17 protein-coding genes and 3 pseudogenes are annotated in these 24,442 nt (G+C 71.1%); 5 read left to right on the forward strand and 15 right to left on the reverse strand.

Annotated elements, in window-relative coordinates:
- Nucleotides 1-92 precede the first annotated feature (92 nt).
- From U5640_RS04000 to U5640_RS04015, 4 genes are all read right to left on the reverse strand, one after another.
- The gene (locus U5640_RS04000; protein ID WP_340374408.1) at nt 93-1,451 is read right to left on the reverse strand and encodes a wax ester/triacylglycerol synthase family O-acyltransferase; all 1,359 of its coding nucleotides are present in this window, start codon (nt 1,449-1,451) and stop codon (nt 93-95) included.
- A 102-nt stretch (nt 1,452-1,553) separates the two neighbouring features.
- Complete coding sequence (glgC, locus tag U5640_RS04005) at nt 1,554-2,774, reverse strand: glucose-1-phosphate adenylyltransferase (protein ID WP_340374409.1); 1,221 nt, start codon at nt 2,772-2,774, stop codon at nt 1,554-1,556.
- A gap of 54 nt (nt 2,775-2,828) precedes the next feature.
- The gene (gene glgA / locus U5640_RS04010) at nt 2,829-4,001 is read right to left on the reverse strand and encodes a glycogen synthase (protein ID WP_340374410.1); all 1,173 of its coding nucleotides are present in this window, start codon (nt 3,999-4,001) and stop codon (nt 2,829-2,831) included.
- Nucleotides 4,002-4,040: 39 nt separating this feature from the next.
- Nucleotides 4,041-4,814, reverse strand: coding sequence for a (2Fe-2S)-binding protein (locus U5640_RS04015; RefSeq protein WP_340374411.1), 774 nt, complete (start codon nt 4,812-4,814; stop codon nt 4,041-4,043).
- Between the two features lie 209 nt (nt 4,815-5,023).
- On the opposite strand from U5640_RS04015, the gene U5640_RS04020 reads away from it, so the two are divergent.
- Nucleotides 5,024-6,253 carry a DMT family transporter gene (locus U5640_RS04020; protein ID WP_340374412.1) on the forward strand — a complete coding sequence of 410 codons (1,230 nt, stop codon included), beginning with the start codon at nt 5,024-5,026 and terminating at the stop codon, nt 6,251-6,253.
- Here the strand turns inward: U5640_RS04020 and U5640_RS04025 are convergent.
- Nucleotides 6,243-7,412: a transglycosylase family protein gene (locus U5640_RS04025; RefSeq protein WP_340374413.1), complete on the reverse strand. Its 1,170-nt coding sequence runs from the start codon at nt 7,410-7,412 to the stop codon at nt 6,243-6,245. The genes U5640_RS04020 and U5640_RS04025 overlap by 11 nt on opposite strands.
- 164 nt (nt 7,413-7,576) lie before the next feature.
- Between U5640_RS04025 and gndA the strand changes: the two genes are divergently transcribed.
- A complete protein-coding gene (gndA, locus tag U5640_RS04030; protein WP_340374414.1) occupies nt 7,577-9,016 on the forward strand; it encodes an NADP-dependent phosphogluconate dehydrogenase in 1,440 nt (479 codons plus the stop codon).
- Between the two features lie 471 nt (nt 9,017-9,487).
- Here gndA and U5640_RS04035 read toward each other — a convergent pair whose 3' ends face one another.
- From U5640_RS04035 to U5640_RS04045, 3 genes are all read right to left on the reverse strand, one after another.
- Nucleotides 9,488-9,835, reverse strand: a complete 348-nt coding sequence (locus U5640_RS04035) for a GNAT family N-acetyltransferase (RefSeq protein WP_340374415.1) — start codon at nt 9,833-9,835, stop codon at nt 9,488-9,490.
- A gap of 52 nt (nt 9,836-9,887) precedes the next feature.
- Complete coding sequence (panD, locus tag U5640_RS04040; protein ID WP_340374416.1) at nt 9,888-10,307, reverse strand: aspartate 1-decarboxylase; 420 nt, start codon at nt 10,305-10,307, stop codon at nt 9,888-9,890.
- Nucleotides 10,308-10,679: 372 nt separating this feature from the next.
- On the reverse strand, nt 10,680-11,015 hold the full coding sequence (locus tag U5640_RS04045; protein ID WP_340374417.1) for a hypothetical protein: 336 nt from the start codon (nt 11,013-11,015) through the stop codon (nt 10,680-10,682).
- A gap of 543 nt (nt 11,016-11,558) precedes the next feature.
- Here U5640_RS04045 and U5640_RS04050 point away from each other — a divergent pair.
- Entirely contained in the window at nt 11,559-12,806 is a 1,248-nt protein-coding gene (locus tag U5640_RS04050) for a DUF418 domain-containing protein (protein ID WP_340374418.1), read from the forward strand.
- Between the two features lie 226 nt (nt 12,807-13,032).
- Here U5640_RS04050 and U5640_RS04055 read toward each other — a convergent pair.
- The 5 genes and pseudogenes from U5640_RS04055 to U5640_RS04075 form a co-directional block, all read right to left on the reverse strand.
- Nucleotides 13,033-13,693, reverse strand: a pseudogene (locus tag U5640_RS04055) (nucleotidyl transferase AbiEii/AbiGii toxin family protein).
- 124 nt (nt 13,694-13,817) lie between these two features.
- Nucleotides 13,818-15,010, reverse strand: a pseudogene (locus U5640_RS04060) (IS3 family transposase).
- A 209-nt stretch (nt 15,011-15,219) separates the two neighbouring features.
- A complete protein-coding gene (locus U5640_RS04065) occupies nt 15,220-16,641 on the reverse strand; it encodes an aldehyde dehydrogenase family protein (protein ID WP_340374419.1) in 1,422 nt (473 codons plus the stop codon).
- Nucleotides 16,638-17,517, reverse strand: a pseudogene (locus tag U5640_RS04070) (SDR family oxidoreductase). Before U5640_RS04070 ends, U5640_RS04065 begins: the two are co-directional and overlap by 4 nt.
- Complete coding sequence (locus U5640_RS04075) at nt 17,514-18,860, reverse strand: NAD(P)-binding domain-containing protein (RefSeq protein WP_340374420.1); 1,347 nt, start codon at nt 18,858-18,860, stop codon at nt 17,514-17,516. The pseudogene U5640_RS04070 and the gene U5640_RS04075 overlap by 4 nt, the downstream one beginning before the upstream one ends.
- A 213-nt stretch (nt 18,861-19,073) precedes the next feature.
- On the opposite strand from U5640_RS04075, the gene U5640_RS04080 reads away from it, so the two are divergent.
- Both U5640_RS04080 and U5640_RS04085 read left to right on the forward strand, forming a co-directional pair.
- Complete coding sequence (locus U5640_RS04080; RefSeq protein WP_340374421.1) at nt 19,074-19,625, forward strand: hypothetical protein; 552 nt, start codon at nt 19,074-19,076, stop codon at nt 19,623-19,625.
- A gap of 319 nt (nt 19,626-19,944) precedes the next feature.
- Nucleotides 19,945-21,036: an AraC family transcriptional regulator ligand-binding domain-containing protein gene (locus U5640_RS04085; protein WP_340374422.1), complete on the forward strand. Its 1,092-nt coding sequence runs from the start codon at nt 19,945-19,947 to the stop codon at nt 21,034-21,036.
- 149 nt (nt 21,037-21,185) lie between these two features.
- Here the strand turns inward: U5640_RS04085 and U5640_RS04090 are convergent, their stop codons facing one another.
- Nucleotides 21,186-22,556: a peptidoglycan-binding protein gene (locus U5640_RS04090; protein ID WP_340374423.1), complete on the reverse strand. Its 1,371-nt coding sequence runs from the start codon at nt 22,554-22,556 to the stop codon at nt 21,186-21,188.
- Between the two features lie 175 nt (nt 22,557-22,731).
- A complete protein-coding gene (locus U5640_RS04095; RefSeq protein ID WP_340374424.1) occupies nt 22,732-24,066 on the reverse strand; it encodes a hypothetical protein in 1,335 nt (444 codons plus the stop codon).
- Nucleotides 24,067-24,442 lie beyond the last annotated feature (376 nt).

The following is a 24,442-nucleotide window of genomic DNA, read 5'->3' on the forward strand; positions in this document are numbered from 1 at the left end:
TTCCCTGCTGAGAAGTGCGGCGCTCCGACCGCGCCCGCTTTCGAACGGGGAAGTCTACGGAGCGCCGGGCCTCTCCTCCAAACCGCCGGCGGTCAGGAACCGCAGGCCGTGATGAGCGTCTCCACCTCGGTGATCAGCGCCTGCGCGAACCGGTCGAGATCGGGGACGGCCTCGCCGTCGGCGACCAGCCCGTAGTGGACCCGGCCGCGGTACGTCGAGACGGCGACGGCCAGGGACTGACCGCGGGCCAGCGGGGCGTACGGGAACACCTCGGTGACCGGGTTCCCGCCGAGCCGCAGCCCGAGGCTGGGCAGCGGGACGCTGGTGACCAGGATGTCGAACCAGAGCCGGGCGGCCTGGCTGACCAGCGGTCCGCCCAGCCGGTGGCCGAGCGCCGGGACGTGGTCGGCGAGCAGGGCGACGGCGCCCGCGCCCCGGCCGGGCCCGGCGTCCTTGTTGGCGTCCATGGCGGTGCGCACCTGGGCGAGCCGGCCGAGCGGGTCGGGGTCGTCGACCGGAAGCCGCATCAGGTACCCGGAGAGCCGGTTGCCCTGTGGGTGCGCGGTGCGCGGGCGGCGCTTGGAGACGGGGATCAGCGCCCGGGGGCGTACGCCCTCGCTGCCGTCGCCGCGCTCGTCCAGCCAGCTGCGCAGGGCGCCGGCCACCACGGCGATCAGGACGTCGTTGACGGTGCCGCCGACGACCTTGCGGACACGGTGCACGTCGTCCAGGTCGAGGACCACCCCGGCGGTGCGGCGGGTGCCGGTGGGCGCGGCGGCGAGCGCGGGGGTGGACCGTACGCCCAGCCGCGACACGGCGACGGAGGCGCCGATGTCGAGGGCGCGCCCCACGTCGGAGACGGCGCCGCGCAGCAGCCCGGGGAGTCTGCGCACACCGGGGATCAGCCCCCGGGCGGGCTCGGCGGGGCGCGGCCGGGGCGCGGGCAGGTCCATCGGGTCCAGGACGGCGGCGGCGAGCGTCAGGGCGCGCAGTCCGTCGGCGAGGGCGTGGTGGAACTTGAACAGCACGGCGAAGGACGCACCGTCCTCGGCGGGCAGGACGTGCGCCTCCCAGGGCGGGCGGTCCCGCTCCAGGGGACGCTCCATGAGCCGGCCGGCCGCGGTCTGGAAGTCGGCCGTGGGCGCGTGCAGCAGGACGTGCCGGTGGGGGTCGAAGTCGGGGTCGCTCTCGCGCACCGCACCGCCTATGGCGAGCGGACGGCGCAGGTCGAGGGGGAGGACGGGGTCGAAGGGCCGCCACACGTCCCGGATGCGCATGCGCAGCCCGGGCACGGCCGCCGCGCGCGCGGCGAGCAGATCGGCCGCGTGGGCGCCTGCGGTGGACGACTGCGCGGCGAAGACACCGAGGGCCCCGAGGTGCATCGGGTGCTCGGGGGACTCGATGTTCCAGAACGCGAGATCGAGAGGTGCCAGGAGATCATCAGCAGTCAAGGGCTTGCCTCGCGTCGACGACGGGTGAGGCAGCAGTCAACCCCCTGGAGGCGATTACGGTCAAGCATGTTCAGGCTACGCTCAGTTAACAGACGATTAAGTTCATGACACCTGCTGCCCCTTGCCGAGGGCGATGACCCCGTTCTCGGACACGGTGTACAGCTCTCCGTCACGCTCGGGATTGACCCCGATGGTCGCGCCCGGCGGCACCTCCACGTTCTTGTCGAGGACCGCGCCGCGCACCACCGCGCCCCGGCCGATGTGGACGTTGTCGTGCAGGATCGAGCCCTGCACGACCGCTCCCGGGTCGACCCGGACACCGGGCGAGAGCACGGAACGGCTGACCTGGCCGCGGATCAGGCAGCCCGCACTGATGATCGACTCGCTGGCCATGCCGCCCGCGTTGAAACGGGCCGGGGAGAGCTGGTTGGAATGGGTGTAGATGGGCCAGCTGCGGTTGTACAGGTTGAACGCGGGGCGCTCGGCGATCAGGTCCATGTGGGCGTCGTAGTACGCGTCGAGCGTGCCGACGTCCCGCCAGTAGCCCTGGTCGCGGCTGGTCTCGCCGGGGACGTGGTTGGCGCTGAAGTCGTACAGGTGGGCCTCGCCCCGACGGGTGAGCTGCGGCAGGATCGAGCCGCCCATGTCGTGCACGGAGTCCTCCTCCTCGGCGTCCCGCTGGAGGGCCTCGATGAGGGCCTTGGTGGTGAAGAGGTAGTTGCCCATCGAGGCGAACACGGCGTCGGGGTCGTCGCGCAGGCCGGGCGGGTCGGCGGGCTTCTCCAGGAAGTTCTCGATCGTCTGGCCGTCCGAGCCGGGGGTGATCACCCCGAAGGAGGACGACTCGCTGCGCGGCACCCGGATCCCGGCCACCGTGACCCCGGCGCCGCTGTCGATGTGCTGGGCGAGCATCTGGCGCGGGTCCATGCGGTACACGTGGTCGGCGCCGAAGACGGCGACGTACTCGGGCCGCTCGTCGTAGACCAGGTTCAGCGACTGCAGGATCGCGTCGGCGCTGCCCAGGTACCAGCGCTTGCCGAGCCGCTGCTGGGCGGGCACCGGGGTGACGTAGTTGCCGAGCAGGCTGGACATCCGCCAGGTGGTGGTGATGTGCCGGTCCAGCGAGTGCGACTTGTACTGCGTGAGCACACAGATCCGCAGGATGTCGGCGTTGACGAGGTTGGACAGCACGAAGTCGACGAGCCGGTAGGTGCCGCCGAAGGTGACGGCCGGTTTGGCGCGGTCCGCGGTCAGGGGCATCAGGCGCTTGCCCTCGCCGCCCGCCAGCACGATGCCGAGCACAGAAGGTCCACCACGACGCATTGGCCGCTCTCCTCACCCTGGTTGGAACCCATGGATGCCCCGCCGCGGGGCCCGCTACGCCTGTTTGACGATCTCCTGGTACAGCCGGACCGTCCGCCGGGCCACGGCGTCCCAGCCGAACTCGTCCACCGCGCGCACCCGCCCGGCTTCACCCATCCGGCGTCCGGCCTCCGGATCGCCGAGGACCGCGTCCAGCGCCCGGGCGAGCCCCGCCTCGAACACGGCGGCCTCCTCGTCGAGCGGTACGAGGACACCGGTCACCCCGTCCTCGACGACCTCCGGTATCCCGCCGACCCGGGAGGCGACCACGGGGGTGCCGCAGGCCATCGCCTCCAGGTTGACGATGCCCAGCGGCTCGTACACCGAAGGGCAGACGAACACGGCCGCATGGGTGAGGAGTTGGATCACCTCGGGGCGCGGCAGCATGCGCGGGATCCAGTGCACGCCGTCGCGGGCGCGGCTCAACGCGGCGAACAGGTCGCGGAACTCCCGGTCGATCTCCGGCGTGTCGGGGGCGCCCGCGCAGAGCACCACCTGGGCGGCCGGGTCGATGTCCCGCACGGCGCGCAGGAGATGGGGCACGCCCTTCTGGCGGGTGATGCGGCCGACGAACAGCACGTAGGGGCGGTCCGGGTCCAGTCCGATCCTGGCCAGGGCGTCGGTGCCGTGGTCCGGGCGGTAGAGACCGGTGTCGATGCCGTTGTGCACCACGTGCACCCGTTCCGGGGCGAGCGCGGGGTAGCAGGTGAGGATGTCCTCGCGCATCGCCGCCGATACGGCGATCACCGCGTCGGCGGCCTCCAGCGCGGTCCGCTCGGCCCAGCTCGACAGCGCGTAGCCGCCGCCGAGTTGCTCGGCCTTCCAGGGGCGCAGGGGTTCCAGGGAGTGCGCGGTCACCACGTGCGGCACGCCGTACAGCTGCTGGGCGAGACGGCCGGCGAGGTTGGCGTACCAGGTGTGGGAGTGGACGAGTTCGCGGCCTTCGAGGGCGGCGGCCATGGCGAGGTCCACCGAGAAGGTGCGCAGCGCGTCGTTGGCGTCGTCCAGGGCGGCCCAGGGGCGGTGGCGCCGGACGCCCGCCGCGCGCTCCCTTTGCGAGCTCTCGCCCCAGCAGTGCACGTCGAGGTCGACGAGGCGGTGCAACTCCCGGGCGAGGAACTCGACATGGACGCCCGCACCGCCGTACACGTCCGGGGGGTACTCCCGGGTCAGCAGTCCCACTCGCACCCGGAACCCCCCATTCTCAGCGGCTGGTTCCCTTCATGGTCACCCAGACGGGGCGCGCGGGGAAGAGCGCGGGGGTCGTGTGAAGCAACAGTCACCGCAGACCCCGCCGCCGGGCACCCGGTAGTAGAGACAGCAGCTGCGGCGGCGGAAGGCGGTACCGGCCGGGGTGTCGGTGCGGCTGCCGGTGTCCGCGAGGAGGGGATGGGCGAGCAGGTCGGCGGTGAGGTCACGCGCGCGTGCGGCGGTCGCGGGGCGTCCGTGCGCCCACGCCCACTGCTCCAGCTGCCGGGCGGCCCCGGCCAGCGCGGAGGCCGCGTTGCCCCGCAGCAGACCGGGCGCGACGCGGTGGTGGGCACGCAGGGCCGCCGACAGCGGCACGAGATGCCCGTCCAGGACGGCGGCGGCGAGCGTCGCGGCGTCGGCGTCCCCGGGCAGTGCCCTGACCTCGGTCAGCCAGAGGTCGTCGGGGGCGCCGCCGTCCGGGTCCCAGTGCAGCAGCCGCGGATCCAGGTCGGGGATCGCGCCGTACAGGACGGCACAGCCGAGGGCCGCCGACCACAGCCGGGCCGCGAGCCCCTGCTGGGCGACGGAGGCCCCGATCCGCTCCTCGGGGGCCCGGAGCGTCCGGCTCACCTTCCGGACACGGAAAGTCAGCGGATCTCCGTAAACATCCGACGACTGGTTCTCGTAGACATGCGCGAGGGTCGGCAGGGGGCGCGGCGGCTGTGCGGCCACGCGCAGGAGGAAGAAGCCGCCGAGCGGGCGCAGCGCGGCGAGTCGGGGGTCGAGGTCCACGACGTGCAGTAGTACCAAGCGCGGCCGTGGCCGGGATCAGGGGGATCCCTCAGACGTCACCCGCCTGGGGGAGGACGGTCGTCCTGTCGTACTCCATCGGCAGTAGGAGGCATTGAGTGCTCAGGGACGACGACGGGAACAGATCGACAGGGCATCGTGTTGGTCATGAAAGCCGACCGTTCGCCGCGCCGGGTCCCGGGCCCCGGCCTCACGCAGAGGAGCAGCTCATGAGCGCCCTCGCGTTGTCCGTGGTCCTGTCGCTGGTCTCCGCCGTGGCGTACGCCTCCGGCGCGATCGTGCAGGAGCAGGTCGCGGTGTCCTCGCCGGACGGGGAGTACGCGCCGCTGCGCCGCCCCGGCTGGTGGGCGGCGGTCCTGCTGAACGGCCTCGGCGGGCTGCTGCACGTGGTGGCGCTGGCCTACGGTCCGCTGAGCCTGGTGCAGCCGCTGGGCGCCCTGACCATCGTGTTCGCGCTGCCGATGGCCGCGCTGTTCGTCGGCCGCAGGGCCGGGGCGACGGCCTGGCGGGGCGCGATCATGGCGACGGTGGGTCTGGCGGGTCTGCTCTCCCTGGTCGGCGCCTCCGACGCGCAGTCGCTGAGCACGGCGCAGCGGATGAGCCTGGCCGTGGTGACCGCCGGCGCGGTGGTGGCCCTGATGGCGGCCGGGCGGGCCGCGCACCGGCATCCGGCGGTGCGCAGCATGCTGCTGGCGACCGGGTCCGGCATAGCCTTCGGCATGTCGTCCGTCTTCACCAAGACCGTCGCGGTCGACTGGACCGACGGTGTCTCGACGGCCGACCTGCCCTCGCTGGCGGTGATCGGCGTGCTGGCCACGGCGGGCATGCTGCTGTCGCAGGCCTCCTACCGGGGCGCGGGTCTCGCGGCGCCGCTGGCCACGCTGACCGTGGTCAACCCGGTGGTGGCCGCCGCGGTCGGCATCACGATGTTCGGCGAGACGTTCCGGTACGGCACGACGGGCACCGTGCTCGCCCTGGGCTGTGGAGTGGTGGCGGCGGGTGGGCTCATCCTGCTGACCACCGAGCGTCTTCAAGCAGGATCCGCTGTGGCCGGGGCTGTGGCCGCGCCGGTGGAGACGGAAGCGCCCGGAGCGGCCGAAGCGGTGGCAGCGGTGGAACCGTCGGAGCCGGCTGTGACGGCGGCGGCACCCGCCCCGGCACCGCTCATGGCCGACCTGCCGGAGGATCTGCTGGCGGCCGTGGAGCTGCGGGACGGCATGCGGCAGGAGTGGCTCAACCGGCCGGAGAACCCGCGCGTGCCGGTCCAGGCGGCCGGGGAGCCGCTCGCCGGACTGGACCGCCTCGACGCACGCGACGTCCCGGCCGGGGAGCCGGACCCGGGCGACCGCGCGATGGTCTTCCTGCAGAGCCCGCTGTGGAGCGCGGCCTACATCCCGACGCCGGCCGTCGACCGGCATCGGGTGCGGGTCAAATCCTGACGCCGCCGGCCCGCAGATAGGCCAGGGGATCGACATCCGAACCGAAGCCGGGCCCCGTCCGCACCTCGAAGTGCAGATGCGGGCCCGTGCTGTTGCCGGTGGAGCCGGAGCGCCCGATGCGCTGCCCGCCGCCCACCGACTGCCCGTCCCGCACCGCGATCGCGGACAGGTGGGCGTACTGGGTGTAGCGGCCGTCGGCGTGCCGGATGACCACCTGGTAGCCGAAGGACCCGCCCCAGCCCGCGCTGACGACCGTGCCCGCGGCGACCGCCTTCACGGAGGTCCCGGTGGGGACGGGGAAGTCGACGCCGGTGTGGTAGCCCTTCGACCAGGAGGAGCCGGTCGCGTGGTACGGGGTCCCGGTGGCGGCGGCGACGGGGGCGACCAGGGAATGGCCGGTATGCGCCTTGTCGCCGGCGTCGGACTCCTTCTCGGTGCGGGATCTGGACGGGCTCGGGCTCTTCGGGGGGGCCTTCGGCCCGGCGGCGCTCAGTCTCAGGCGCTGGCCCGGCAGGATCAGGTCGGGATCGGCGCCGATCGTGGACCGGTTCGCCGCGTAGAGCCGGCGCCAGCCGCCCTTGACCTCCTCGGTGTCGGCGATGCCGGAGAGGGTGTCACCGCGGACGACGGTGTACATCTCGGCTGTTCCGGCCCGGGACTGGGGCGTGGCCTGCGGCTGTACGTCCTTCAGGGACGTCCTGGCCTTCTTGGCGGACGGGGTGGACGCGCCCGCGGAGGTGTGGCCCGAGGTGCCGTTCGGGTGGATGTCGGGGGTGTCGCCGTTCCGGGCCAGTCCGGCCCGTACCGAGCACACCGGCCAGGCGCCGGGGCCCTGGCCGTCCAGGACCTTCTCCGCGACGGCGATCTGCTGGTCCCTGGTGGCCAGGTCGGCGCGCTGGGCGTACCGCTTGCCGCCGTACGCGTCCCACGTCGACCGGGTGAACTGCAGGCCGCCGTAGAAGCCGTTGCCGGTGTTGATGTGCCAGTTGCCGCTGGACTCGCAGGCGGCGACCTTGTTCCAGGTGTCCACGTCGGCCGCCTGGGCCGCGCCGGCCCCGATGAGCGGTATCGCCATACCGGCCCCGCCCGCGGTGACCGTGAGTGAGGCCCGGTTGATCCTGTTCGGCTGGTACCGGCGGTGCCGGCCGCGTACGGCCATGGGGTTCCCCCTCGACAAGCGTCAGGAGGGGCAAAAGTACGGGCCGTTCACAGCCCGTGACAAGACCGCAATCAGCCGCGCCGGGTTCGCCCACGGACGGCGGAAACCCGTAAGGATGGCCCCTAGGACGAAACAGACCGGCACCACCCCTAGGAGCCAGCCCTATGAGCACTACAGCGCAGATCGGTGTGACGGGACTCGCGGTCATGGGCCGCAATCTCGCCCGCAACTTCGCGCGCAACGGTTACACGGTGGCGCTGCACAACCGGACGGCGGCGCGCACCCACGCGCTGGTGGAGGAGTTCGGGCACGAGGGAACGTTCGTGGCGGCGGAGAGCGCCAAGGACTTCGTGGCGGCGCTGGAGCGGCCCCGCCGACTGGTGATCATGGTGAAGGCCGGGGAGCCGACCGACGCGGTCATCCGGGAGTTCGCCCCGCTCCTGGAACCCGGTGACATGATCATCGACGGCGGCAACGCGCACTTCGCGGACACCCGGCGCCGGGAGCGCGAACTGCGCGAGCAGGGCCTGCACTTCGTCGGCACGGGTATCTCCGGCGGCGAGGAGGGCGCACTGCACGGGCCGAGCATCATGCCGGGCGGCTCGACGGAGTCGTACGGCTCGCTCGGACCGATGCTGGAGAAGATCTCCGCGAAGGCGGCGGACGGCGCGCCCTGCGTGACGCACGTGGGGCCGGACGGCGCCGGGCACTTCGTGAAGATGGTCCACAACGGCATCGAGTACGCCGACATGCAGCTGATCGGTGAGGCGTACCAGCTGCTGCGGGACGTCGCCGGGTACACGCCGGCGCAGATCGCGGAGATCTTCCGCACGTGGAACACGGGCCGGCTCGACTCCTATCTGATCGAGATCACGGCCGAGGTGCTGTCGCACGTGGACGCGGCGACCGGCGAGCCGTTCGTGGACGTGGTCGTGGACCAGGCCGAACAGAAGGGCACGGGCCGCTGGACGGTCCAGATCGCCCTCGACCTGGGCGTGCCGGTGTCCGGGATCGCGGAGGCGGTCTTCGCCCGCTCACTGTCCGGGCACGCGGCGCTGCGTGAGGCGTCCCGGGGGCTGTCCGGGCCGAAGGCGGCGCCGCTGGGCGAGGCGGAGGCGGCGGCGTTCGCGGACCGGGTGGAGCAGGCGCTGTACGCGTCGAAGATCGTGTCGTACACGCAGGGGTTCCACGAGATCGCGGCGGGCAGCGAGGAGTACGGCTGGGACATCGACCTCGGCGCGGTCTCCGCGATCTGGCGGGGCGGGTGCATCATCCGGGCGGCGTTCCTGGACCGGATCCGGGAGGCGTACGACGCGCGGGCGGATCTGCCGAGTCTGCTGTCGGACGAGACGTTCGCGGCGGAGATCGGGGCCGCGCAGGACGACTGGCGTGAGGTGCTGGTGGCCGCGGTGCGCCAGGGCGTGCCCACGCCCGGGTTCGCGGCGGCGCTGGCCTACTACGACGCGCTGCGCGCGGAACGGTTGCCCGCGGCGCTCACTCAGGGACAGCGGGACTTCTTCGGGGCGCACACCTACCGGAGGGTGGACCGGGAGGGGGCGTTCCACACGTTGTGGGGTGGGGATCGGTCGGAGGTGGGGGCGTAGCGGTCACGCCGGGCCGCGCCGCCGGGGTCGCGGGGATCGCCGGGGCGGCCGGCCGGTTTTCCGGTGGCGTCGGCGGGATCGCAGGGGGCGGTGTCTCTTTGAGCGCCGCCCCCTGACGTCACCTGCCCTCGGCTCCGCCCTTCAGCCCGCGCGCCCTGTCCTCCGAGTGGAGGTCAGGTCAACGGTGGGCCCGGTTCCGGGGAGGGAGGTGGCTCCGGGCCGGGCGGGATGGGGGACGGCGACGGTTCGGGGGGTGGGCCCGGGACGGGTGGGGGCTGGGGAACCGGAGGGGGTTCCGGGGAGGGGACCGGGCTGGGGTAGGGGTCCGGTGGGCCCGGGGAAGGTGGGGCGGGGTCGGGGGGTGGGGTGGTCATCGTGTCCTCCGGCCAGTCGTGTCGCTCGGCTCTGGACTACTCCCCCGCGTACCCGGCTCCGCCCCGGACACTCACCCGGGTGGGCCCCGCCCGGCGGTCAGAAACGGCCAGGATGGGCGCGCAGCCAGTCCTTGGCGGCGCTCAGCAGCGCGGGGTCGGCCGGCGGGGCCTCCTCCGGGTGACGGGCGGCCCACTTCACGACGTACGGGCAGAGCGGCGCGACCGGGACGCCCTCACGTGCGGCGATGCCGTACAGCTCGCGCGCGAGGGAGCCCGCGATGCCCTGGCCCTCGTGGGCCGGCTCCACGACGGTGTGCACCGGGACGAGGGCGCGGGCGGGCGACTCCAGCACGAAGTACTCGATCCGGCCCATGACCTCGGCCCCCTCGCCGAGGGCTTCGAGACGGCCCGCCGTGCGGTCGTCGCGGATCTCGATGTCGCTCATGGGCACTCCCGGTGCGATGGCTGGCGGTCGGTACGTACGGCCGACGCGTCGCTCAGACGGACACAGCCTGAGGGCTGCGCCGCTGGTCGGAGCCCGGGACCGGCTCGGAGGCGTCGGCCCCGAGGGACACGATCCGGTTGTCGCCGTCCACGTGCACGACCCGCGGCTGCAGCGCCCTCGCCTCGGCGTCGGTGACCTGAGCGTAACTGATGATGATCACCAGATCCCCAGGGTGGACGAGATGGGCGGCGGCGCCGTTGATCCCGACCACGCCCGAGCCTCGCTCGCCCTCGATGACGTACGTCTCCAGTCGCGCGCCGTTGGTGACGTCGACGATGTGGACCAGCTCACCGGGCAGCAGGTCGGCGGCGTCCAGCAGGTCGGCGTCGATGGTCACGGATCCCACGTAGTGCAGGTCGGCCTGGGTGACGGTGGCGCGGTGGATCTTGGACTTGAACATGGTGCGCAGCATGTTGAACTCCTGGAAGATGGCTCCCTGCCTGCTTTGTGCAGGTCAAGGGCGGTCTTCACTGTACACGGGCACGCGTCGGAGTCGACGGTACCGAGGAACAGCGACTTCACTCGGGCAAGAAGGCTCCCACCTTCGGCATCGACCTGGAAATCGTTCACCGCACTCCTGGCATTTCCGGTCAGCACACCTAAAGCGTTAGGCGGTCGAGCGGTCCTACGGCTGATTGATGCTCCATTGGCGTCTGGCCTGCGGATACGAGAAGCCCCCAGTCCGATCCGAAGCCGTGTCCCACCTGACCGTAATCGACCCCGTGGCACGCCACCTCATCAGGGAGCACACGGTCTGCAGCCTTGTGGTTCAACCAGGCCGGGCTCACGACTGTGATCGATCGATCACAGCCGCTACCACTTGGTGGGCAGCCTGACCGACCGGCAGGGCCGCAAACGCTTCACCGGCCTCGAACACGCGGCCAGCATGAGCATCCAGGACACCGCCCACGCCCTCTCCGGCAACGAGTACGTCGGCACCGACCACGGCTTCCGCCTCAACGGCCCCCGCCTCGAGGCGTTCTCCGGCGTAGACAAGGAAGTCTTCCGACTTCTCGCCGGAGGCGACGTCGAGGAGTACCGCGCCCTCGTCCACGCGAGCCGCGGCGTCCGCCCCCGCCTCACCTTCGCCAAGAACCGGGGCGGCCCCGTCTCCGTCCACGCCGACGGCTCCGTCTTCGCCCTCAGCGCATGCCCAGTCACCCACGGCAGTGACCGAGCGGCGTACGAGCGGGCAGTGGCCGGCCACTCAAACGCACGCACCCATCGATCCGGTTCGAAAAGCTCATCGCGTGCGCTTCGGCTCCGCCGTCCGCTCAAGCCCGACCGCCGTGCTGCCCAGCCCAGAGCCGGCAAAGCCGCCAGCCGGTTCGGAGGGACCACCGAGGAACTCCAGAAACTCGCCGCTGCCAGGGACGGCGTCACGGCCCGGTACGTCGGCCGACGTGCTGGTCAAGTCCTCGCGCTCCTTGTGTCGCGCACGCTGTGTCATGCCTCCAGGCTGGAAGCGCGGCTGCCCCGCGCACATCCGGCAACTGTCGGGCCCACCCCCGCCGAGTGGCTGAAGAAGATCGCCATCCGGTCGCAGCGGACCGGCCCGGGACGAGACTCCGCCGGGCGGCAGGGCACTACCCGCCGATCGGTGGGGGCGTCACCGAAGACTGCCGGATGGTCCGCCCCCCGACGTCCACGCGAGGTTCTCCGTATGACTCAGACGCAGCCGCCGCAGAAGACGCCTGCTCCGCAGGAGAACTCGCCTCCGCAGCCCCGAACCCCGCCCGAGTCCGCCGTGCCGGCCGCTCCCGGGTCCTCGATGGGACGCCTCGTCGGGGTGGACCTGGCCCGCGCGCTGGCGGTGTTCGGCATGTACGTCGTGCACATCGGCCCCCCGCTGTCGGCCACACACGGCGTGGCCAGCTGGATCCGGTACATGTCGGAAGGTCACTCATCGGTCCTGTTCGCCACCCTCGCCGGCTTCTCCCTGATGCTGATCGCCGGCCGCCCGGAGCCGAAGACTGGCCTGGCCGGCCGGCAGGCCAAGGCCCGCATCGCGATCCGCGCCGTCATCTTGCTGGCGCTGGGCACCGTGATGGCGATGGAATACGGGGGAGTGATCATCCTCGGCTTCTACGGCCTCTACTTCCTCCTCGCCCTGCCCCTGGTACGGCTGTCGGCGAGGACACTCGCGATCACCGCAGCCGCCCTCGCCCTCGTCACACCCCAGCTGGCCTTCGCCCTCAACTCGCTGCTGACCCAGCCGATCCAGCAGACCATCAACGCCTACGACCCGCTCCGCCGGCTCAGCGAGGTCGGCGTGCTCGATCTGCTGCTCACCGGCTTCTACCCGGCGCTCACGTGGATGCCGTTCGTGATCGCCGGTATGGCACTGGGCCGCCTCGACCTGTCCTCCGGCAAGGTCCAAGGGCGCCTGGCCGCGCTGGGCGCCGCCCTCACCGTGACCGCGTACGGCATGTCCCTGCTGCTCGCCGGCAAGCACGCGCTGGACAGCCTCGCCGAAGGCGGGCCGTCGTCCGGCGGCTCCGGGTCGATGCCCCCCGACGGCGGGTCGTTCCCCGACATGCCGGCGTCATTGCTCTTGACGGCCGGGCCGCACAGCGGCACCACGTTCGACATCATCGGCAGCGTGGGCGTCGCGATCCTCGTGATCATTGGCGCGACGGTGGCGATGGACCGCCTGCCGCGACTGCGCCTCCTGGCCAGACCCGTCATCGCCGTGGGCACCATGTCCCTGACGGCCTACGTCGGCCACTTCGTCGCACAGTCAGCGCTGTCCGTGCCCGCCGGGACCGGCACCCAGCAATCCTGGGTACCGCTGCTCATGTTCGTCCTCGGAGCCATCCTGTTCGCCGCGAGCTGGTCCCGCTTCTTCCGCCGCGGCCCGCTGGAGTACCTGTTCAACGCCGCCACCAAGTCGGCGAAGTACGTCCGATGAGACCCAGCCGGGGTGGGACGTCTCCACGTCCCACCCTGTCTGGAGAAGGACCGCTACCGCAGCCCGGTTTCGCCGTGAGTCCACTGCTGGGTATCGCTCGGCTGCCCCGCACATCCGCCGTGCAGGGCAGCCACTCACCGTGGACGGCTCCGGGGTGGAATCTGCCGGCTACACCGCATCCTCTCGTTGCAACGGCGGTAGCGGGCATGGACACGATGACCGTCTCTCAGGCGTTCTCGTCATGGATCCGCGCCCCCAGATCCTCCGCCCACTCCAACGCCCACGCCTTGAGTTCTTCGATCTGCCGGGAGGTGAGCCCATACGCGGTGTAGTCCTCGTCCTCGTACCAGTCCGCGCCGATGAGCCGGTCCCGGAGGTCTTCGAGGCTGAACTCGTCGTGGGCGCGACGGCGGCCCAGGGATTCGAGGTCGGCGGTGGAGCGGTGGCGGGAGGCAGCCTGGACGTCGATGAGGTCACGGACGGTGCCGCGGTCGGCGAGGGCACGGACCTTGGTGCCGATCACGTCGTCGAGGGAAAGAACGGGGCCGTAGGGTGTCTGAGCCGGAGGGGCCCAGAACGCCTCCTTGAGGACGTCGACCTCGCACTCCTCGCCGGTGTCCGGATCGGTGACGAGGAACCGGCCGCTGAGCGGATCAGTCTGGACGTGCGTGGTCCGCCATCCGCGCTCGCTGAGACCTGCTGTGAGTGAGGCGACGATGTCATCCATCGGAGCGGGGTTTTCGGTGGCCGACGTCGAGGTCGCGGCTGAAGCGTTCGACCAGGCCGTGGGCCTGCACGGCGTATCCGCCGGTGAGGACCAGAGGGTAGGGGGAGCCGAGGTCGAGGATGTCGGCGAGGAGACGCTCGTGGAGCGGAGTGAGCTTCACGCGGCGGTCGTGTCGGCCGGAGCCGTGTGGAGCGGCTCGGGGAAGGCGTCCTCCCAGACCTCGCGGATGTAGGGACTGATCAAACTGAGCTGCCCCGAGTTTCGTGGAGTCCGGCGATCTTGTTTCAGGCGGACTGCGGGGTGGCCTCCTGCTGTCGCCACCAGTCGCGTTCGTACTCGGCGGGCGGTACGTAGTCGAGGGCGGAGTGGAGCCGTTCCTCGTTGTACCAGGCGACCCACTGGAAGATCGCCCGCTCGAGCTGGTCGACGTCCCTCCAGGGGCCCTGCATCTCGATCAGCTCGGCCTTGAAGGTGCCGTTCAGGGCCTCGGCCATCGCGTTGTCATAGCTGTCCGCGACCGAGCCGACCGAGGCCGAAGCCCCGACGTCGGACAGCCTCCCGGTATAGCGAATTGATACGTATTGCGCCCCGCGGTCGCTGTGATGAATGAGGCCGGAGTCCTTCTTGATCTTCCGTCTCCACAACGCCATCTCCAGTGCGTCCAACGGCAGTTCGGTTCGCATGTGGTTCGCGACCTGCCAGCCGACGATCGTCCGGGAGAAGACGTCCAGGACGAACGCCACATACACCCAGCCCGTCCAGGTGCGGACATAGGTCATGTCGGCCACCCAGAGCTGGTCGGGTCGGCTCGCGGTGAAGTCACGGTCGACCAGGTCCGGCGGCCTGGGTGCCGCCGGCTCCGGCACGGTGGTGCGGCGCCGCTGGCCGCGGATGACGCCTTCGAGGCCCAGTTCGGCCATCAGCCGCTCGACGGTGCAGCGGGCCACGTGGACGCCCTTGCGCCGCAGCGCGCGGGTGATCCGGCGGACGCCATAGGTGCCGCCGGACTCGGTATGGACCTGTTCGATCAGCGGCATGAGCTGCTCGTCCCGCAGTCGGCGGGCCGACTTCGGCCGCTTCTTGCGCGCGTAGTACGCCGACTCGGACAGCCCCAGCACCCGGCAGGCGAACCCGACCCCGAGGCCCTTGTCCCTGAGGTGCTCGATCACCTGGTCGGCCTCGTCCGGGGACGGTCGAGTTCCGCCGCAAAAAACGCGCTCGCGGCCTTCAGAATCTCGTTCGCCCGCCTCAACTCCGCGTTCTCCCGGCGGAGTTGTTTCAGCTCGTCCCGCTCTGCGGTGGTCAGCCGGTCGTCGCGTTCCCCGGTGTCCGCCTCGGCTTGGCGGACCCAGCCGCGCAGGGCCTCCTTGTGGATGCCCAGGTCCTTCGCGACATGCGCGATCGGACGGCCGGTGGTGCGGACCTCGCGGACGGCACGCTCGCGGAGCTCGTCGGGGTATTTACGTGGTGCTGGCACTGCTCGTGGTTCTCCTTCGGGCCAGGATCATAAGCCTGGCTTCAGGGACTCCACGAAACGGGGGTCAGCTCACCGAGAAACTCCCGACGTGTCTGCTCCCTGCCTGCTTTGTGCAGGTCAAGGGCGGTGTTCGCAGCGTACAACGATTCGCATGTCCGGTCAGCCGTCCCCAGGTGTCTCGGGACTCACACACGGGTGTGCCACTGGGATCACCGGATGTGGATCCAGACGGCCTTCTCCCGGGTCCACTGGTCGAAGGCATTGGTCGATTTCTCCACGCCGCCGAACCCTGACTGCTTCCAGCCGCCGAAGGGTGTGGTGATGTCGCCCTCGCTGTAGCCGTTGACGGAGACCACGCCGGCCTGGACGCCGTGTGCCAACCGGAGTGCTGTGTCGAGGTCACGGGTCCACACCGAGGCGGCGAGCCCGTATTCGGTGGCGTTCGCCAAGTACACCGCCTCGTCTTCGGAGGTGAAGGTCTGGACGGTGACGACGGGGCCGAACAGTTCCTTGGTGAGTACGTCGCTGCCTTCGGGCGCGTGGGTGATCACGGTGGGCGGGTAGTAGGCCCCACGCTTGGGCAGGCCGTGCGGCAGCCCTCCGGTGTGAATGCGGGCTCCACCGGCCCGGGCGGCTTCCACCGCCGCCGCGACCCGGTCGAAGGCCGCCCGGTCGATCAATGGCCCCACTTGAGTGCGAGGGTCCGCAGGATGCCCGATGACCAGGCGCTTCGCGGCGGTCGTGAACCGCTCCAGCACCTCGTCGGCGATGTCCTTGTGGACCAGGACGCGGGAACCGGCCGTGCAGTTCTGCCCCATCGTCAGGAAAGCGGCCTCGATCATGTGGTCGATGAGCTCGTCCCCGTAGGCGAGCGCGTCGGCCATCAGCACCTGGGGGTTCTTGCCGCCCATCTCCAGCGAGACGCGCTTGAAGTTGCTGTCGGCCGCGTCCTTGAGGATGCGGCGCCCGGTCTCGGTGGAGCCGGTGAACGAGAGGGCACCCACGACGGGGCTGCGGGCCAGGGCTGCGCCGGTGACAGAGCCGTGGCCTGTCATGACCGTGAGGACCCCCTCGGGGAGGCCGGCCTCGGTGGCGAGTTCGGCAAGGTGCAGGGCCGAGCGCGGGGTCGCCTCGGCGGGCTTGACCAGCAGGCAGTTGCCCGCGGCGAGGGCGGGACCGACCTTCCACGCGGTCATGGCCAGCGGGTAGTTCCAGGGCAGGATCGCCGCGACCACTCCGACCGGTTCCCGGGTCATCAGGCCGAGGCCGTCCTGTCCGCCGGGTGCGATCCTGCCGAACATCTTGTCGGCCGCCTCGGCGAACCAGCGGACCGACTCGACAGCACCGGGTACGTCGCCGGTGAGGCACTCCGTGAGCGGCTTTCCCGCGTCCTCGCTGTCCAGCTCCGCCAGGATCCGGGCGTCGCGTTCCATCAGGTCGGCGAGTCGCAGCAGCACCCCGCTGCGCTCCCGGACCGGCAGCCGGGACCACACGCCGGATGCGAAGACCTGCCGGGCCTGCTCAGCAGCCTTGGCGACGTCTTCGGCGCTCGTGGCGGGCACGGTGGTGATCAGCTCCCCGGTGGCCGGGTTGACGACGCTCAGCGTGGCGGGACTCTCTCCGGCGATCATTTCCCCTCCTCCAGTTCCCAGCGTCCGTCGATCTGCCGTGCCAGTCCCCGGCGGCGCAGCTCCTCGAGATAGCGGGCCATGCCGCGCTCACCCCCTCCGACGGAACAGCGGAAGCACCCTCGGCAGCAGGTTCGGCGCCAGCATCGCGAACCGGACCAGACGGGACTCACCGGTCCGGGGGTACGCCTCCAGGCGGGGCTTGTCGAGCAGAGTCACCACGGCCGCCACGACGTCGGCAGGCTGCTGCGGTGGGTCCTGGAACTGCATGGAGTTCCCGCCGTCCACGGCCTCCTGGCGCAGCATCCTGGTGTCGGTCGCCGACGGCAGCACCGATCCGACAAGGATGCCCTTGCTCCTCAGGTCGAGCCCGAGGGAGAGCATCGCCCCGCGCAGCCCGAACTTCGAGGCCGTGTAGATCGGTGTCTCACCCAGCGGGAAGATCCCGCCGAGGGAGACGGTGGTGACCACGCGGGCGTCCCGGGAGGCCTGCAGCAGAGGGATCGCGATCCTGGTGGCGATCAGCGGCGAGGTCAGATTGAGCGTGATCTCCTTCTCGATGCTCTCGACGCTGCGCACGTCGAAGCGTTCGGCGCTGGTCATTCCCACATTGTTGACGAGCACGTCGAGGTGGCCGTACGCGTGGGCGACCTGCTCGAAAAGGTGCTCCACCTGGGCCCGGTCCACCAGGTCGCAGCCGATGGCGGTGTGGCCGGCCCCGGGAAGCCCGGCGGCGACCTGCTTGGCGCGGGTCTCGTCGACGTCGACGACCACGCAGCGGGCGCCCGCGGCGGCGAAGCGACGGCACATCGCGCTGCCGATCCCGCCGGCGCCGCCGGTCACCAGCATGACCTTGTCATGGAAGTCGAAGCCGCTCATGACACCGCCTCCACGTCCCGCAGGGACCGCACGCGCGGCGGCCGGCCTTCGGTGCGCCAGCCCATCCCGGCCGCGATCCTGGCGAGGTGCTTCACGATGGCCGCGCTGTCCACGTAGCCGGTGTGCCGGGGCGAGTCGACGAACTTGAGGCCGCCCGACAGGTCCGGGCGGTCGGTACGGATCAGGCTTGCGAATCGCTCCGCGTTCGGCAGCCGGTGCCGTACGTCGTGGATGTGTCCGGCGATCAGCTGGGCCTGGGTGTCGAAGAGCCGGTATGCGCCGGAGTTGGTCTCGACGAAGCCGACTCCGCACAGGCCCTGGTGTTGACGGGAGAACGACGACAGGTACAGGTCGGGGTGCTGCTCGTCGCCGAAGTACTTCTGCGCGACCGGCACCTTGTGGACGTAACCGGTGGCCAGCAGGATCAGGTCGAAGTCGTCGCGGGTGCCGTCCGTGAAGTGGACCGTCCCGCCCTCGGTCCGCGCGATCCCCGGTTTGGCAGTGATGTCGCCGTGCTGGAGGTGGTGGATCAGCATCGAGTTGATCGCGGGGTGCGTCTCGAACAGCTTGTGGTCCGGCTTCTGCAGACCCAGGCGCGCAGGGTCTCCGTTCACGATCCGCAGGACGGTGCCGAAGACCCGCTGCGCCAGCCACATCGGCACATGCGGACCGTCGTTGGCTATGGTGTCCACCGGCCGGCCGAAGAGGTGCTTGGGGATGAACCAGTAGCCGCGGCGCATGCTGATCACCGCGTGGTCCGCGCTGCGGGCCGCATCGCAGGCGATGTCGCAGCCGGAGTTTCCGGCTCCCACGACCAGGACCCGCTTGCCACGCAGTTCCTCCGCGCTGCGGTAGCCGACCGTGTGGCGGACCTCGCCCGTGAAGTTCCCCGGCAGTTCCGGGACGTTGGGGTGCCACTGGGAACCCGTGCACACCACGACATGGCTGTGCACCGTCTGCTGTCCGTCGGTCCGGGTGACCACCCAGGTGCCGTCCGGGTTCTTCTCCACGCTTTCGACCTCGACGCCGAACTCGATGCGCTCCGTCAGCTCGTAGGCGTCGGCGAAGGACCTCAGATACGAGAGGATCTGCCGGTGCGGGGGATAGTCGGCGAATTCGTCGGGCATGGGAAATCCCCCGAAGCCCGAGAGGGTCTTACTGGAAATGAAGTGGGCCGACTCGTACATCGGGCTTCCGGGGTTGTCGATGTCCCAGATCCCGCCGGGCCCTGTATGCCGCTCGAGATGTGTGTACGGCAGATTCCGCTCCGTCAGGGCTCTGGCGACCGCCAGCCCGGCCGGCCCGGCTCCGATCACGCAGGTGTCGTACTGAACATTTCCCATGAACCCGATCCCTTTTCCAGCCGTTCGCGGTCCCATTTCTGAAGGGCTGAAGGGAACTTATTCATCTGGAGTTCAGCGGGAAATGGTCCGTGCGGTCAAAGAGGGGGCCTGGGCGGCCAGCCGCCCAGACACCTCAGGGTCCTCGCTCGTCAAGCTGCGGTCCTCGGCGCGCTGTGTAGCCTGTCGATCTGTTCGAACGGGATGGGGTGGGGCATGGAGACGCTGGTGGAGGAGGCCGTCGCCGAGGCGCTGCGTGGCGGGGGCGGCGAGGGAATCCGCCTGTATGTCGCTGCCTGCACCGAACGCATGGCGCCGCTGTTCGTGGGCCTGCGGGCCGACGAGCCGGGGCGGGAAGCCGACATGGACCTCTATGCGGAGTCCGTGCGCGATCTTTGGTATGCCGACCGGCCGCTCGTCGACGCCCCCGACCGCGTGCGCCTGCTGGAGCGGTTCCACGAGCTTCAGCCGAGGGAGGAGGGGATCACGGATGTCGCCGACACCTACGCCTGCTTCGCTGCCCTCTGCCTGCGGTATGCCCTGCTGGCCCACGGCTCGGGAAGCGCCGATGCCGCGGTGTCCTGCGGCCATGCGGCGCTCACCGCGATGGGCCTGCTGGACCGGAACGTGGCGGGTGCCGGCTTTCTCGCTGAGGAACAACGGCTCCAGTCCCTCTCGCTGAGCAGTGACGTTTCAGGCCTGTGGGACGCGAGCGTCACGGCAGGGCGGGAGAGGTTCCGTGCAGTGGTGGGCCGCCTGTCCCGCTGAACTCGGGCCTATGGAGAGGTCACCGTGGGGCGGGCTCGCACCACCGACACGAACGAGTGATCCAGGTGGCTGGGCCTGGGCGGCGAACACCGTCGCCACGGCCCGTCGGGTCGCCCTTCGTTTCTTGCGCTCTCGCGCCGGTGTCCCATGGGCCGCGGACGGCAAGGCAGGCGGGTTTCCGCAAAAGGATTGGGAGGGGGAAGAAGCCGTGTGCAGCGCCCCGGAGGCCGAAATGGGGGCCCTGGCGGCCACGGGCGCGACAAGCGGGGCCCCGGCTGCTTAGAGTGAATCGAGAAACGGCCTGGTGAGAGGGAACTCGATGCCCGATGCTCCCGCCCCGGCCACGTCTCCGAGTACGAGCCGCAGCACCTCGGCCACCATCGCGCCGAACATCCTCCGCTACCTCGTCCGGGTCGCCGACGCGTACGGCGTCGACCTGCAGCCGCTTCTGACCCGGGTCGGGCTGGATCCGACGGTGATGGGCTCCGCCGCGCTGCGGGTCTCCTACCGGCAGGGCAGTGACGTCATCCGCCGGGCGGTGGAGCTGACCGGAGACGAGCACCTGGGGCTGCGCGTGGGCGCGGCGCAGCACCTGACCGCGTGGGGGCTGCTCGGCTTCGCGATGATGGCCGCCGACACTCAACAGGACGCCATCGAGACGGGCGTGCGCTATCAGAATCTCTCCGGGGCGATGACGGTGTGGTCGGCCCGCTGGGAGGATGTCGGCTACGTGTTGCGCGCCGATCTGCCGGATCCCGCACTGGATCCGACGGTCGCCGTCTTCCTGATCGAGGAGGCGTACTCCAGCGTCGTCACCCTCATCCGTCTGAGCGTCGGCACCGGATTCGCCCCGCAGGCGGTCGAGTTCGCCTTCTCCGCCCCGCGCGACACACGCCCGTTCGACGAACTGTTCCGCTGCCCACTGCGCTTCGACGCCGCCCGCAGCCGCATGGTGATCCCCACGCGGTGGGCCCGTGCCGCCATGCCGGGGCGGGACCCCATCACCTACGCCTCGGTGCTTGACGTGCTGGAGAAGGAGATGGCGTCGCGGCGCGACCAGCAGGACCTGCTCGAGGTGCTGGAGATCTCCATCGCGCAGAGTCTTCCGGCCGTCCCCCCGTTCCCCGAGCAGGCCCGCAGGCACGCGTCCAGCGAACGCACCCTGCGCCGTCGCCTGGCCGAGTGCGGCACCACGTACGAGGCGATCGTCGACGGGGTACGCCGCGAGCGCGTCGAACACCTGCTAGCACGGCGGGAACTGACACTCCGTGACATCACACGCCAGGCGGGCTTCGCCGACGTGAGTGCGCTCCGGCGGGCGGTGCGCCGGTGGCACGGAGTTACCCCGCTCGAGTTGCGCACCGGGCTCCTGGAGCGGCGGGAGGCGCCCACCGACCGGCCACGCGCCTGACCCCGTTGCATCTCGCCAGAGCCCCTGCCCCGACGGCCTGCACCGATTCTGACGCGCCTGCCGAGCGCGGACGGGACCTTCCCGGCCCGAATGGCAGCAACGCCGGGACGCGACCACGCACGACTTCGACGAAAGGCTCCCTGCCGTCTTCAGAGCTTCGGGATCTTCAGCGCGGCCCAGGTCCTGGGGCCCGGGATCCCGTCCGCGTCGGCCGCCAGTTCGGGCCGGGAGCGCTGGAAGTCGGCGACGTTGAGCCGGTCCGCCTCCGTCCACTCAGGTCCGGGACCCGAGGTGTAGTGCTTGCCGAAGCCGAGCGCCACCAGGCGTCTTCCCAGGGCGGCGACGAGGGGGCTGCGGCGGCCGACGTGGAAGGACGCCGTCCCGGGAAACGGCTCGTACCGCGGTGCCGGCGGCTTCGCCGGGCCCGCCGTCGGCAGTCGCAGTCTCTGTCCCACCGCGATGTCGTCGGCGTCCTTGATTTCGTTGAGGGCCAGCAAGGCCTCGACGGTGGTCCGGTGCGCGGCCGCGATGGACGTCAGGGTGTCGCCCGCCTTGACGGTGTAGGTGCCGGACCCGGCGTCCGGAAGGGGTCCCCTGTCGTCGGAGCGGGGCCTGCCCGGCACGATCTCGATGTCCAGGGCGCCCGGGTCCCAGTGGTCCTGGCCGGGGATCTGGGAGTGCCCGTAGTGGCCGCCCTTGTTCTCCCAGGTGATGCGGGGACGCTCCGTCGCGGCGGCCGCGGTGGCCGGCGGGGCCCCGACGGGCCACACGTCCGGGATGCCGTGCGCGCGCATCGCGGCGAGCAGCCGCTGGAAGTTCGGCTTGGTCTTCGGGTCGAAGCCCCTCGTCCACGGGGCGCCGGCACGTCCCAGCACCTCGACCTGGATGCAGACCTTGCCGGTGCGGTTCGTGCGGCGCGTGCCGTCGTTCTTCAGCGCCCTCGACGACAGGTTCAGGGGCCCGAACTGGCCCAGCCGGTCGGTGACCGGGCAGTAGATCACCTGCGGTTCCACCCCGGCACGGATCAGGAAGGCGGCCACGGACGTGAAGTAGCCGGAGCCGGCCGGGGACTCGGTGGTGTGCCACACGGCCCGCGGCGGCTCGAGCGGGGTGTCCATCGCTCCCCCGATGCGCTGCGCGCCGAGCCGGGTCGCGCCCTCGATGTACGCCGGGCCCGAGGCGCCGTGCGGCACACCGCCCAGGGTGCGGATGTCGCTGCTCAGGACCCCTGCGCGCCGGTCGCCGGCTTCGTCGTGGGTCTCCGGCAGCGGGTCGGGCTCGGGTGCGAGGTGCTCGGCCGGGCCGGTGGGCTCGTAGACGTCCAGGTCGCCGTCTTCGCGCAGGACCATGAAGGCGCCCTCGTGCCGGGGGTGTTCCCTCACTTGGCGCGCGGAGCCCGGAAGGGCGGCGATGGCCCGTACCCGGTCGACGTGGGCCTGGTCGACGGTGCCCAGATAGGTGGTGGTGATGACGTGGGTGTCGGGGGCCGGGTGGTCGACCGCGACGTGGAAGGTGGTCATGTCGGAGTTCCGTTCTCAGGGCCGGCGGAGGTCTTCCCGCTCGGGCGGTGCGGTGGCGGGGCGGGGGACGTGAGGCACACGTCTTGCCCACTCCGGGCACAGGTCGGGACGATTCGGGCGGCGGGGCCGCGGAGGAGGCCGGGGAAAGTGAAGAAGGGGGCGGCCGCGGAATCGGTCAGGAGCTCAGGAAGGTCACGCGCTCGGCCGTCTCGATCATCTGCCGGGCGAAATCGCCGGAGCCGAGCGTCTCGACGCCCAGCGTCGCGGCGATGCCGCCCGCGAGATCACCGATGGGCAGCCGGCCACCCGGCCCCAGCGGCAGCGGTGGAAGAACCGGTCCGCCGGTCCCGTCGGCTGTGCGCAGTGACTTGCCGAACTGTCCGGCGGCAGGGAGTTCCACCGCGAAGTGCACCGCCTCGGGCCGCTGTCGGACGTCCAGCCGGGTCAGTGTGCCGGCGAAGAGGCAGAGCATGATGTCCGGGGTGAGACGGATCGTCCCCACCTCTTCCAGCGGACTGTCGTGCCCCTCGGCGAACGCCTCGACGACCAGCCCGGGATAGCCGGACACGACGCCGGATCTGATCAACGCTCCGGTCACCACGGTCGCCCTGTCCACCGGCGGTCCTGCCCGGTCGAGTTCCGCGTCCGCCGCGGTCAGTCTGCCGATGCTGAAGGCACCGTCCAGCAGATGGCGTATCCACTGCTGGTCGAGGCTGACGAACCGGATGCTCTCCACCGGCAGCAGCCGCTCGTCGGGCACGAGGTACATCAACGGGACGCCCGCCAGACCGGCCAGGCCCGTCAGCCAGGTGCGTACCGTGTCCGGCAGCGTGTCGTCGATGTCCGGGACGTCGAGCGGGTAGCCGGTGGCGGGTTCCAGGGCCGCCCGCAGCCGCTTCTGGCTGCGGCGCCGCTTCCAGTCGTACAACGCGGTGGCGTAGTCGGTGCTCTGCAACGCCAGCAGCCTGCCCAGTTCCCAGGCGGCGGCGTAACCGGCCTCGAACATGCCGATGTCCGGGTGGAAGCGGAGCAGCCCGTCGGAGCTGCGGGTCGCCGGCAGCGGCGACACCGCCACCGGACCGGTCGTCAGGGGGCCCCGGTACCACGACACGGTGCTCCCGCCCTGCCGCAGGGTGTGCCGCACCGGAACCTGCCCCTGGCGCAGCAGGCCGTCCGCGGCGGCGTTGCCGCTGTCGGCCAGCCGCAGGGGGCTGCCGTGCCGAGCCAGGTCCCGGACGAGGGCGGCGAAGTTCTGGTTCTCGGCCACGCAGGTGAACCGCCAGGAGGCCAGGCTCACCAGACGTACGAGTGAGTCGGGCCCACCGGGGCCCAGGTCGAACCCGTCGGCCCGGTACCGCCCTTCCACCGACACCAGGTGCACGGTGCTCGGCTCGTCCGCCGACGGCAGCCTGTTGCCCAGGACCACCGCGACGTCCGGGGCGCCCTCGGTCCGCCGAAGGTGCGCAAGGTAGGGCAGTTCCGCCGCCGAGGGGAGGATCTCCTCCAGCACGCCTCTGGGTACGTCGATGACGGTGGCCCGGTCCTCGGGCGACTGGTGTGCCTCCAGAGGGGTGGGGGGGGAAGTACGCCGGCCCGGCGCCGAGGTCGGCGAGCCGGACCACCTTCGGATCGGGCCGCTGCGACTGGGTGAACAGCAGCAGCACCAGCCAGGGACGGACATCGCCGGAAGGCGGTTCCTCGTCGTCGCCGGACGAGCGTTCCCAGGGCAGCGTCGGCCGGTCCAGCATGACGTGCGGCAGTACGTTGCGATGGTCGCCGAGGCTGCCGTCCGGCGGGAAGACCGCCGTCACCCGGCCCGCGGCAAGGGAGAACCGGTCCGCGCTGATGGTGAACTGACGGGTCGCCGGGAACGGTTCCGGGCTTTC

Source organism: Streptomyces sp. SS7 (genome assembly GCF_037993025.1).
GTDB lineage: Bacteria > Actinomycetota > Actinomycetes > Streptomycetales > Streptomycetaceae > Streptomyces.